We start from the raw sequence: 9,438 nt of genomic DNA, 5'->3' as shown, positions 1-9,438 counted from the left end.
AAACGCCGTTACGACGAGCCGCCGCGCTCGTCGTTCGAGACGGCCCCGTTCGTGTCGTCTACCCGTTCGGTATCCTCGTCGACGTCCGGTTCGTCGGCTTCCTCCCCCTCCCCCTCCTCCTCCACCGTGTCGACCCGCAGGACGTCGAGGGGGATGTTCCGCATGCGTTGACCGATCTCCTTGCGGGCGATGCGGGCGGCGTGCTGGTCGTCCTCGACGTTGAACACCGTCATCTCGAGTTCGAGCGCCACCAGCCCCTCGTCGGCGGCGACGAACGCGGGTTCCAGGTCGCCCTCGCAGTGCGGGCACGCCCGCGCGCCCATCGTTATCTCCACGTAGTTTAGATCCGGGTTCAACATATCTCCGGTCTTGGAGATCGCGATGCGGACTGCCTCGTCCGCGGACGCGACGTCGTACACCGGAACGGCGGCCTCGACAACGACACGACAGTCCATACCATGCGATTTCTCGTGAAGTGTCATGAACCTTCGCCCCGTTTCGTAAGCCGGAAGCGCCCGCACGTCGACCGTTCACGCGATGGAGACGGGCAGCATTCCGGTACGTTCGCTCCCGGGAGGGTTCGATCTGCAGGCGACCCTGGAGAGCGGTCAGAGCTACACGTGGCTGCGCGAGGACGGTGGGATGTACGACGAGGTCGCGCGGGGCGGCGACGCCTGGTACGCGACGGTCCTCCCGACGAGCGTGACGGGCGGGCGGCCGGCGGTCGTCCGCGCTCGCCAGCGCGACGGCCGGATCGAGTGGGCCTCGAACGTCGACGCCCACGCCCACCTCGTCCGCCTCCTGCGCCTCGACGACGACCTCGACGCGATCATGGCGCGGACCCCCGACGACCCGCTCCTGACGACGGCCTACGACGCCTATCGCGGGATGCGCCTCGTGCGGGACCCCCCGTTCGCGTCGCTCGTCTCGTTCATCTGCTCGGCGCAGATGCGCGTCTCGCGCATCCACGGCATGCAGACCCGCCTCGCCCGCGAGTTCGGCGATCCGGTCGAGTTCGACGGCCGCACGTACTACGCCTTCCCGCGGCCCGAGCAGCTCGCGCGCGCCACCGAGGAGCGACTGCGCGAGCTGCGCCTCGGCTACCGCGCGCCGTACGTCGCCCGCACCGCCGAGATGGTCGCCTCCGGCGAGGCGCGACCCGAGGACGCCGCCGACCTCGGGTACGAGGACGCCCGCGAGTACCTCACGCGGTTCGTGGGGGTCGGGGAGAAGGTGGCCGACTGCGTGCTCCTGTTCTCGCTCGGCTTCCTCGAGGCCGTCCCGCTCGACACCTGGATCCGCACCGCCATCGCCGAGTACTACCCCGAGTGCGACCGGGGCGGGTACGCCGAGACCTCCCGCGCCATCCGCGAGCGCTTCGGCGGCGAGTACGCCGGCTACGCCCAGACGTACGTCTTCTTCTACCTGCGGACCGGCGGCGCGGTCTGATCGGTCCCGCTACGGACCGTCCGGCGCGTCGCCGCGGTTCACCGGTCGCGCCGGACGGCCTCGGTCGAGCTACGTAGTTCGATATAGCGGACTGTATCGCTCTGACGGTACGCTTATCCGGGCGTACTCTCAACCGACGGCCGACGGTCGAGACGACCGACCGCGGCACCGAAACAACACGCTGATCCGACAATGTCCACCCAACCCGTCCGAATCGCATTCGTGTGCGTCCAGAACGCCGGTCGATCGCAGATGGCCACCGCCTTCGCCGAGCGCGAGCGCGAGCGGCGGGGGCTCGACTGGGAGATACGAACCGGCGGCACCCACCCCGCCGACCGCGTCCACGAGGAGGTGATCGAGGTGATGGCCGAGGAGGGCTTCGACCTCTCCGATCGGACGCCGCGGGAGATCACGACCGAGGAGCTTCGACCCTGCGACTACGTCGCCACGATGGGCTGCTCGACGCTCGACGTGAGCGACGCGGAGTCGGCGGTCGACGTGCGCGACTGGGCGCTCTCGGACCCCGACGGCCGGGACCTCGAGGCGGTCCGCGCCATCCGCGACGAGATCGAGGCGCGCGTGATCGCGCTGTTCAACGAGGCCGAAGCCGCGGTCGAAGCGGGGACCGCGGAGCCGTAGAGGCACAGCTTTTTCGCCCGACGGGACGCACGTTACCCCATGAGCAGAACCCGCGCACGCGTGTACGTCTCCGGGAAGGTGCAGGGCGTCTGGTATCGCGACTCGACCCAGAGCGCCGCGCGCGAGCGCGGCGTCGATGGGTGGGTGCGCAACCTCGAGGACGGACGGGTGGAGGCTGTCTTCGAGGGGCGCGAGGACGCGGTCGAGTCGATGATCGAGTGGTGTCACACCGGGAGCGACCTCGCGCGCGTCCGCGAGGTCGCGGTGGAGTACGAGGAGCCGAGGGGCGAAGACGGGTTCGAGATGCGCCGGTAGGCCGGACCGGCGTACCGGCGCGCTCGACGCCGGTACCGGTAGGGCCGACAGTATAAGCCCCCCGGCGCACAAGGCCGGGTGGAATCCCCCATGTCAGCCGTCGAGACGAGGTACTGTCGAAGCTGTGGCACCGAACTGGCCCCGGAGGCGGAGGTCTGCACCGAGTGCGGCGTCAACGTCCGCACGGTCGAGGTGGGCACGCCGACGGCGTACTGCCGCGACTGCGGCGAGGAGATCAGGACCGCGGCGGAGATCTGCCCGCACTGCGGGGTCCGCCAGCGTCCGGCCCCGGCCGCGAGCACCGACCTCACGGGCTTCGTCGAGGAGAACCGCGCGTTCGTCGCGGCCGCGGCGTCCTTCCTCCTTCCCGGTCTCGGGCAGATCGTCAACGGCGAGGTCGGCAAGGGGATCGTCGTCTTCGGGCTGTTTCTCCTGTCCGCGTTCTCGATGCTCGCGCTCGTCGGGTTCCTGGCCGTACCGATCGTGTGGGCCTACGGCGTCTACGACGCGTACACGACGGGTAAGCGCCTCGAAGAGGAGGGTCGACCGCTGACGCTCCCGCAGGCTTAATCCGCCGCCGGTCGAAGCGCGGTACATGATTTCGAGCGACAGGATGGCCGCCGTCGACGAGAACGCGGAGGCGCTCGGCGTCCCCCGCAAGCAGCTCATGGAGTCGAGCGGGAACGCCGTCGCCCGCCGCGTACGGGACCTCGTCGATCCGGGCGCGTCGGTCGCGGTCGTGGCCGGCCGCGGGAACAACGGCGGCGACGGGTTCGTCGCGGCGCGCTTTCTCGACGACTACGACGTGACCGTCCACCTCCTCGGCCGCGCGGGGACCATCGCCACCGACATCGCCCGCGAGAACTGGGAGGCCCTCCTGCGGAGCGAGTACGACGCCCGCGAGGTGCGCGACTCGCGCGACCTCGACTTCGGGACGCCCGACCTCGTGGTAGACGCGATGCTCGGGACCGGGGTGGCGGGCGAGCCGCGCGACCCGGAGCGGAGCGCCGTCGAGGCGGTGAACGCGACCGACGCGGTCGTCCTCGCGGTCGACGTTCCCTCCGGGGTGGACGCGGACACCGGCGAGGCGGTCGGCGTCGCCGTCGAGGCGGACCACGTCGTCACCTTCCACGACCGGAAGCCCGGGCTGGACGCGCTCGACGCCGACGTGACGGTCGCGGACATCGGCATCCCGCCGGCCGCGGAGCGGTTCGTCGGCCCCGGCGACCTGCGCGCTCCCCGCCGCGACCCGGACAGCGCGAAGGGCGACGCCGGCCGCGTCTTCGTCATCGGCGGCGGGCCGTACACCGGCGCGCCGGCGCTCGCCGCGCAGGCGGCGCTCCGGGCGGGAGCGGACCTCTCGTTCGTGGCGGTGCCCGAGTCCGTCGGGACGCCGATCCAGGGGTACGCCGAGGACCTCATCGTCCAGCCGTACGAGGGGGAGCGGCTCGCGCCCGAGCACGTGGACGGGCTGGTGGAGACGGCGACGAGCTACGAGGACGTCGTCGTCCTCGGCCCCGGACTCGGCACCGCCGACGAGACGCTCGCGGCCGTCGAGCGGTTCCTCGAATCCTTCGACGGGCGGGCGGTCGTGGACGCCGACGCGCTCTCGGTGGTCCCCGAGGTGGAGACCGACGCCGCGCTCGTCTGCACCCCGAACCGCCACGAACTCGCGGAGATGGGCGGCCCCGACGCGGCCGACCTCCGCGAGGCCGCCGGGGAGATCGAGGCGTTCGCGGCCGACCTCGGCCACGTCGTGCTGGCGAAGTCGAGAGAGGACGTCGTCACCGACGGCGAGCGGACGCGGATCTGCCGGGCGGGGACTCCGGGGATGACCGTCGGCGGCACCGGCGACACGCTCGCGGGCGTCGCCGCGGCGATGCTCGCCACGCGGGAGCCGTTCGACGCCGCGTGCGTCGCCCCCTACGTCAACGGGCGGGCCGCCGAACTGCTCGCCGAGTCGCGGGGGGACGGCCTGCTCGCCTCGGACCTGCTCGACGCCATCCCGACGGCGATCTGGGGGGAGCGATGACCGGGGCGGACGACGCGGGGGACGACCTGACCCACACCGACGAGGAGGGGAACGTGCAGATGGTGGACGTGGGATCGAAACCGGACGCGACCCGCCGAGCGGTCGCCGCGGGGGAGATCCGTCTCGATCCCTCGACCGTCGAGGCAGTTCGAAACAACGAGATCGGCAAGGGCGACGTGCTCGCCACCGCCCGCGTCGGCGCGGTGCAGGCCGTGAAGCACACCTGGGAGACCATCCCCATGTGCCACCAGATCCCGATCACCAACGTGGACACCGAGTTCGACGTGCGGGAGGACCGGGTGCTCCTCGAAGTCGCCGTCGAGACGACCGGCAAGACCGGCTGCGAGATGGAGGCGCTCTCGGGCGTCACGACCGGCCTCAACGTCGTCTGGGACATGGTGAAGGCCGCGGAGAAGGACGACGACGGCCAGTATCCTGGCACGCGCATCGAGAACGTGCGCGTCGTCGCGAAGGAGAAGCGGGAGCTAGCGTAACTCCCGCAGGGCGGCGTCGCCCGCCTCGCGCACGTCGGTGCGCGTCAGGCCGGCGAGCGCCGAGAGGTCGCCCTCGGGGGCGAGTTCCTCGACGACGGCGGCCGCCACGCCGCCGAACGCGCGGTCGATCACGGGCGGCTCCGACGAGCCGAGCGTCTCGCGCAGCGCCGTCCACCGGGCGTCGAGCGCGTCCGGGTCGTCCCCGCGCCACGGCCGCGGGGCGTCCGGCACGGCGCGGGCGGCGAGGCGGTCGCCGGCGGCGAACGCGAGCAGGCGCTGCCAGCGGAACGCGACGCGCTCGACGCGCTCGCGGTACCACGCCTCGCCGTACAGCCGCGCCGCCTCCGGGCCGAGGCGGTCCGCCCACCCCTCGACGCCCGCGTTGAACGCGAGTTCGACCTCGCCGCCAGGGTAGGTCGTCCCGGAGACGCCGCCGAACTCCTCCGCGACGCCGGCGTCGTCGGTCCACCCGATCGCGATCGAGAGGGGCGATTCGATGGGGTACTCGCGCTCGCAGGCGTCGAGCGCGACGGTCGCGAGCGCGCGGGCCTCGCTCAACTCCCGCTCGGTGGGGCGCAGATCGTAGGACATGCGCGAAGCGTCGGGCGGCCCCGAAAAGGTGCTGTCGGATCGGACCGGTCGGACGCGATCCGCCGTCCGGGCGCGACCGTCGGCCGCGGACGGGGCCCCGGGCGTGAACCGAAAGCGGCGTCAGCGTCACTCCGCGGGGACGGGTAGTTCGCTCGCCTTCGCGCGGGACTTCTCGACGACGACTGGCCGGGCCTCGAAGTCGACGACCACCTGCTCGCCGTAGTCCACGTCGTTGACGTTGGCGTTGTCGTGGATCCACGAGACGAGGCTCATCGTCTCGTCGGTCATCGGGAGGACGAGGCGCTCGCGCTCGTAGGGGGGGAGTTCGTCGTCGATGCGGTCGAGCAGGTCGTCGACGCCGGTGCCCTCCCTGCCGCTCACGGCGATGGGGTACGGCGCGAGCGCCGAGAGCGCGGCCTTCTTCTCCTCGACCTCCGCCTCCGCGACCTTGTCCACCTTGTTCAGGACGGTGACGATGGGCGCTTCGTTGCGCTCGTAGAGGGTGTCGTGGCTCGTGACCAGCTTCTCGCGGATCTCGTCGATCGGTTCGCTCACGTCCACGACGAGGAGGACGAGGTCGGCGCGGTAGACGGCGTCGAGCGTGGACTTGAACGACTCGACCAGCCAGTGGGGAAGATCGGAGATGAACCCGACGGTGTCCGTGACGAGCACGTCCCGCCGATCCATGTCCGCCCGGCGGGTGGTGGTCCCGAGGGTGGTGAACAGCCGGTCCTGGGATTCGGCGGTCGCCTCGAGGTCCGGGTGGAGGCCCTCGTTCTCGTCCACGTCGAGGTCCGCCGCGAGGCGGCGCAGGAGGGTGGACTTCCCGGCGTTGGTGTAGCCCGCGAGCGCCACGAGGTCGAACCCGGACTCGCGCCGGCGCTCGCGCCGGTGCTCCTCGTCGCGCTCGATCTGATCGAGCTCCTCGCGGATGCGGCTGATCCGGGCCTTGATGTCCTGCTCGCGGGACTCGTCGTACTCGCCGAGGCCCATGAACCCCGGACGCTCGTCGCGCTTCGCGAGGCTCACCTTCGCCTCGACGCGCGGCAGTTCGTAGCGCAGTTCGGCCAGTTCGACCTGCAGTTGCGCCTTGCGCGTCTGCGCGCGCTGCCCGAAGATGTCGAGGATGAGACGGAACCGGTCTGCGACCTCGACCCCGTCGGGCAGGCGGGTGCCCAGGTTGTACGTCTGATACGGTCCGAGGCGGTTGTCGAAGATCACGACGCCCGCGCCCGTCTCGACGACGAGCGCCACGAGGTCGTCGACCTTGCCCTCGCCGAGACACAGCGCGGGGTCCTCCTTGCGCGTCTGCGTGACCTCTCCCGCGACCCGGTAGTCCGCCGCGCGGGCGAGCTCTCGGATCTCCGCCGTGTCGGGCGTCCCGCGATCGACTCGCGTTGCGATAACCGCCGTTTCGGGGTCTCTCGGTGCGCCAGTCACTCGTCCTCGACTACGACAGCCTCGTATATAACTCCGGGGCCGGCCGCCGAAAGAGCCTTATCTATCTGATTCGTGTAGTATCACGAAAACATGAATATAGACGTGGCACAACTGGGACTCGACCTCGGCACGGGCGGCGTCGTCGGCGCAGTGACGGGGTTCGCGGCCAAGAAGGTCGCCAAGTTCGTCGCCGTCCTCGTCGGCGTTCAACTCGCCCTGTTCAAGTACCTCGAGTCGCAGCGGATCCTCGTCGTCGACTGGGAGCGCCTCTCGGCGGGTCTGCTCGAGGCGGGCGGTGCCGCCTCCTCGAGCACCCCGCCGTCCTGGGTGACGTCGCTCCTCTCGACCGCCTCGGTCTCCGGCGGGTTCGCCGCCGGTTTCTTCGTCGGGTTCAGGGCCGGATGAGCGACGACCCCGAGCGGTGACGCCCGACGGCGACGCTCCGACGACCTCCCCCCTCGGCGGCAGAAAGCTTTTGCCGACGTCAGCGAGTCTACAGGTCGATGCCCTCCCGACCCTCCCGCGCGGACCTCGCGGTCCTCGCGGTCGTCCTCGCCGTCGGCGCGCTCGTCACCCTCTCGATCCCCCCGTCAGTCGTCTCCGGCCCGGTCGGTCGTCCGGCGCGGGCCGCGACGCTCGGCGGTCTCGCCGCGCTCTCGCTCGCCGGGGCGTCCCTGGTCGCGGTGGCGGCGGGTTCCGCGCTCGGATCACGGCGCTAGCCACACCCGTCTCACTCCGTCCCACCCCGCCTCGACGCGCCGGAATCGCGCCGGGTGCCGAGGTGGCTCGCCCGCCCGTTCGTCGGGGCAGACGCCGTCGTCGAGCGCTGGCGCAGGGACGGAACGCTTCTCGAGGGCGCGGGCGGGTCCGAGTGGCGAGGTGGGTAGGAGGGCGGTCCCCGACTCAGCGCGTGCTCAGTTCGTCCTCGTCCCTGATGACGCGCGTGTCGGCCTCGCCGCTCGACGTCTCGTTGACCAGGTCGTAGAAGTCGTTCTGGAGTCCGGCGGGGAACTCGACGACGCCGACCCAGGAGCCGTCGTTCTGCCACTCCTCGCGCAGGAGGTCGCCGAACTGGCGGATGCGCGCCTGTGCGCTCCCGGCGTACTCGGGGGGAACGCGGACGGCCATCACCACCTCGTCGAAGCGGATGGGGATGATCGGCCGGAGCGCGTCGAGCGCGTCGTCGACCTGCCCCTCGACGGGGAGCATCGGGTCGACCTTGAATCCCGCCTCCTCCAGCGCGCGCTCGATGCGCTCGGGCGGGTGGGGGGCGTTGTCCATCTGCGGGTTGACCGCGTTGCGCGCGATGCGGTCGATGAGGCGGCGGCGCTTCTGCTCTTGCATCTCGCGGCGCTGCTCGGCGGTGATCTGGATCTCGCCGCGCTTTATCACCTCGGGGATGATCTCCATCGGATCGGTCGTTCCGAACGCGTCCTCGAGATCGCTCTCGGCGGGCCGATCGCCGCGCGAGGCGTCCTCGAAGACGTCCTCGGCGGCGATGACCTCCTCCAGGTCCCCGTCGAACTTGTCGCGTTTGATCGCCAGCGCGGCGTCCGGGTCCACGAGCACTTCGAATCGAGCGCCGTGGGATTCGAGTCGGGCCGTCACCGCCTCGTCGAGGGAAATCATGACGGAGAGTACCGCTTCGCTCCTAAAGTGTGTTTCTTCGGCGGCGAATGGTCGCGACGCGGACGGGAGAGAGAGCGATACGAGCGCGGGTCGTCGCGCGTTACTGCTCCTCCTCCGCGAGGAGGTCGTGCTCCTCGAGGTAGGAGGCGATCCGCTCCTCGTCGAACTCGCTATACTGCTCGGTCTCGGCGTCGATCGTGGCGATGCCGAGGCCGTCCGACCGGAGCCCGTCGTCGCTGACGGAGGCGAGCGCGTTGAGCGCCAGGCCGACGCCCGCGTCGAGGTCCATCTCCTCGCGGTAGTGTTCCTTGAGGTAGTCCTCGATGGCGCTTCGGTCCGCGCCGACGGCGAGCGCCTTCCACTCGTAGGGTGTGCCCGACGGGTCCGTCTCGAACAGGCGGGGCCTGCCGCTGTCGTCGATGCCGCCGATGATGAGCGCGACGCCGAAGGGGCGCGCGCCGCCGACCTGCGTGTACTGCTGGATGTTGTCGGTGACCGCCTTGGTCAGCGTCTCGACGCTGATGGGCTCGCCGTAGCGCAGCTGGTTGATCTGCGCCTGCCGGCGGGCGTAGTCGATGAGCTGTCGGGCGTCGGCGACGTGGCCCGCGCTCGCGATGCCGATGTGGTCGTCGGCCTTGTGGAGCTTCTCCACGCTGGAGCCCTCGAGGAGCGGTGAACTGATTCGCTTGTCCGCGACGAGGACCACGCCGTCGGTCGTTCGAACGCCGATACTTGCGGACCCGCGCTTTACGGCCTCGCGGGCGTACTCGACCTGATAGAGCCGTCCGTCCGGGGAGAAGATGGTGATTCCCCGGTCGTAGGCCTGCTGTTGACTTTGACCCTGCATCG

13 protein-coding genes are annotated in these 9,438 nt (G+C 70.8%); 8 read left to right on the top strand and 5 right to left on the bottom strand.

The window, feature by feature from the left end; all coding sequences use genetic code 11:
- Window positions 1–8 precede the first annotated feature (8 nt).
- A complete protein-coding gene (locus tag P1K31_RS04345; RefSeq protein WP_276305056.1) occupies window positions 9–455 on the bottom strand; it encodes a DUF555 domain-containing protein in 447 nt (148 codons plus the stop codon).
- An 82-nt stretch (window positions 456–537) separates the two neighbouring features.
- Here P1K31_RS04345 and P1K31_RS04340 point away from each other — a divergent pair, with 82 nt between their 5' ends.
- From P1K31_RS04340 to moaC, 6 genes are all read left to right on the top strand, one after another.
- On the top strand, window positions 538–1,449 hold the full coding sequence (locus P1K31_RS04340) for a DNA-3-methyladenine glycosylase family protein (protein ID WP_276305055.1): 912 nt from the start codon (window positions 538–540) through the stop codon (window positions 1,447–1,449).
- Window positions 1,450–1,641: 192 nt separating this feature from the next.
- A complete protein-coding gene (locus P1K31_RS04335) occupies window positions 1,642–2,088 on the top strand; it encodes a low molecular weight phosphatase family protein (protein ID WP_276305054.1) in 447 nt (148 codons plus the stop codon).
- Window positions 2,089–2,127: 39 nt separating this feature from the next.
- Window positions 2,128–2,403: an acylphosphatase gene (locus tag P1K31_RS04330; protein ID WP_276305053.1), complete on the top strand. Its 276-nt coding sequence runs from the start codon at window positions 2,128–2,130 to the stop codon at window positions 2,401–2,403.
- 90 nt (window positions 2,404–2,493) lie between these two features.
- The gene (locus tag P1K31_RS04325; protein WP_276305052.1) at window positions 2,494–2,973 is read left to right on the top strand and encodes a double zinc ribbon domain-containing protein; all 480 of its coding nucleotides are present in this window, start codon (window positions 2,494–2,496) and stop codon (window positions 2,971–2,973) included.
- A gap of 25 nt (window positions 2,974–2,998) precedes the next feature.
- Window positions 2,999–4,435, top strand: coding sequence for an NAD(P)H-hydrate dehydratase (locus P1K31_RS04320; RefSeq protein ID WP_276305051.1), 1,437 nt, complete (start codon window positions 2,999–3,001; stop codon window positions 4,433–4,435).
- On the top strand, window positions 4,432–4,929 hold the full coding sequence (moaC, locus tag P1K31_RS04315) for a cyclic pyranopterin monophosphate synthase MoaC (protein ID WP_276305050.1): 498 nt from the start codon (window positions 4,432–4,434) through the stop codon (window positions 4,927–4,929). Before P1K31_RS04320 ends, moaC begins: the two co-directional genes overlap by 4 nt.
- Here the strand turns inward: moaC and P1K31_RS04310 are convergent.
- Both P1K31_RS04310 and hflX read right to left on the bottom strand, forming a co-directional pair.
- Complete coding sequence (locus tag P1K31_RS04310) at window positions 4,921–5,520, bottom strand: hypothetical protein (protein WP_276305049.1); 600 nt, start codon at window positions 5,518–5,520, stop codon at window positions 4,921–4,923. The two genes, moaC and P1K31_RS04310, sit on opposite strands and share 9 nt — an antisense overlap.
- A 126-nt stretch (window positions 5,521–5,646) precedes the next feature.
- A complete protein-coding gene (gene hflX, locus P1K31_RS04305) occupies window positions 5,647–6,960 on the bottom strand; it encodes a GTPase HflX (RefSeq protein ID WP_276305048.1) in 1,314 nt (437 codons plus the stop codon).
- Between the two features lie 90 nt (window positions 6,961–7,050).
- On the opposite strand from hflX, the gene P1K31_RS04300 reads away from it, so the two are divergent.
- Both P1K31_RS04300 and P1K31_RS04295 read left to right on the top strand, forming a co-directional pair.
- Window positions 7,051–7,365, top strand: coding sequence for an FUN14 domain-containing protein (locus P1K31_RS04300; RefSeq protein WP_276305047.1), 315 nt, complete (start codon window positions 7,051–7,053; stop codon window positions 7,363–7,365).
- A gap of 98 nt (window positions 7,366–7,463) precedes the next feature.
- Window positions 7,464–7,679 carry a hypothetical protein gene (locus P1K31_RS04295; RefSeq protein ID WP_276305046.1) on the top strand — a complete coding sequence of 72 codons (216 nt, stop codon included), beginning with the start codon at window positions 7,464–7,466 and terminating at the stop codon, window positions 7,677–7,679.
- Between the two features lie 184 nt (window positions 7,680–7,863).
- Here P1K31_RS04295 and P1K31_RS04290 read toward each other — a convergent pair whose 3' ends face one another.
- Both P1K31_RS04290 and psmA read right to left on the bottom strand, forming a co-directional pair.
- Window positions 7,864–8,589, bottom strand: coding sequence for a ribosome assembly factor SBDS (locus tag P1K31_RS04290; protein ID WP_276305045.1), 726 nt, complete (start codon window positions 8,587–8,589; stop codon window positions 7,864–7,866).
- Window positions 8,590–8,689: 100 nt separating this feature from the next.
- Window positions 8,690–9,436, bottom strand: a complete 747-nt coding sequence (psmA, locus tag P1K31_RS04285) for an archaeal proteasome endopeptidase complex subunit alpha (protein WP_276305044.1) — start codon at window positions 9,434–9,436, stop codon at window positions 8,690–8,692.
- Window positions 9,437–9,438 lie beyond the last annotated feature (2 nt).

The sequence above is a fragment of the Halomarina halobia genome (assembly GCF_029338575.1).
GTDB lineage: Archaea > Halobacteriota > Halobacteria > Halobacteriales > Haloarculaceae > Halomarina > Halomarina halobia.
Note: the sequence above shows the minus strand (reverse complement) of the source record. Positions and strands in the feature narration are given on the sequence as shown.

Coding starts and splice junctions, on each gene's coding strand:
- P1K31_RS04345 (WP_276305056.1), bottom strand. CDS start 455: ATGGACTGTCGTGTCGTTGTCGAGGCCGCCGTTCCGGTGTACGACGTC.
- P1K31_RS04340 (WP_276305055.1), top strand. CDS start 538: ATGGAGACGGGCAGCATTCCGGTACGTTCGCTCCCGGGAGGGTTCGAT.
- P1K31_RS04335 (WP_276305054.1), top strand. CDS start 1,642: ATGTCCACCCAACCCGTCCGAATCGCATTCGTGTGCGTCCAGAACGCC.
- P1K31_RS04330 (WP_276305053.1), top strand. CDS start 2,128: ATGAGCAGAACCCGCGCACGCGTGTACGTCTCCGGGAAGGTGCAGGGC.
- P1K31_RS04325 (WP_276305052.1), top strand. CDS start 2,494: ATGTCAGCCGTCGAGACGAGGTACTGTCGAAGCTGTGGCACCGAACTG.
- P1K31_RS04320 (WP_276305051.1), top strand. CDS start 2,999: ATGATTTCGAGCGACAGGATGGCCGCCGTCGACGAGAACGCGGAGGCG.
- moaC (WP_276305050.1), top strand. CDS start 4,432: ATGACCGGGGCGGACGACGCGGGGGACGACCTGACCCACACCGACGAG.
- P1K31_RS04310 (WP_276305049.1), bottom strand. CDS start 5,520: ATGTCCTACGATCTGCGCCCCACCGAGCGGGAGTTGAGCGAGGCCCGC.
- P1K31_RS04300 (WP_276305047.1), top strand. CDS start 7,051: ATGAATATAGACGTGGCACAACTGGGACTCGACCTCGGCACGGGCGGC.
- P1K31_RS04295 (WP_276305046.1), top strand. CDS start 7,464: ATGCCCTCCCGACCCTCCCGCGCGGACCTCGCGGTCCTCGCGGTCGTC.
- P1K31_RS04290 (WP_276305045.1), bottom strand. CDS start 8,589: ATGATTTCCCTCGACGAGGCGGTGACGGCCCGACTCGAATCCCACGGC.
- psmA (WP_276305044.1), bottom strand. CDS start 9,436: ATGCAGGGTCAAAGTCAACAGCAGGCCTACGACCGGGGAATCACCATC.